Origin of the sequence: Achromobacter sp. RW408 (genome assembly GCF_003184165.1) — a bacterium.
In the GTDB taxonomy this organism is placed as follows: Bacteria; Pseudomonadota; Gammaproteobacteria; order Burkholderiales; family Burkholderiaceae_B; genus Achromobacter; species Achromobacter xylosoxidans.
On sequence record NZ_QHHO01000036.1, the window covers coordinates 1 to 404 of the forward strand.

Sequence of the window (404 nt, forward strand, 5' to 3'; positions counted from 1 at the left end):
GACATCGTCGACAAGGACGCCGGCCAGGCTGCGTTCAAGCCGCAGACCGACTTCCAGGGCCAGTACGGCAAGTTCTCGATCGACGCCAACGGCAACTGGAGCTTCAAGCTCGACAACGATGCCAAGGCCATCCAGCAGCTGGGCGCCAAGGAGCACCTGACCGAGACCTTCACGGTCACCAGCGCCGACGGCACCACGAGCCAGGTCGTCATCACCATCAACGGCACCAACGACGCCCCGACCGTCAGCGGCACGGCCACCGGCGCCGTCGCCGAAGACGGCACCACGACCACGTCCGGCCAGCTGACCAAGACCGACGTCGACGTCAACGACAAGCACACCTGGTCCGTCAACAATGAAGGCAAGGGCCAGTACGGCACCTTCACCGTCGACCAGAACGGCAA

Annotated in this window: 1 protein-coding gene; it reads left to right on the top strand. The window is 64.6% G+C overall.

All coding sequences use genetic code 11. The features are described from left to right. A partial coding sequence (locus DK459_RS07540) for a VCBS domain-containing protein (RefSeq protein WP_199234269.1) occupies nt 1-404 on the top strand: 404 nt, incomplete at both ends.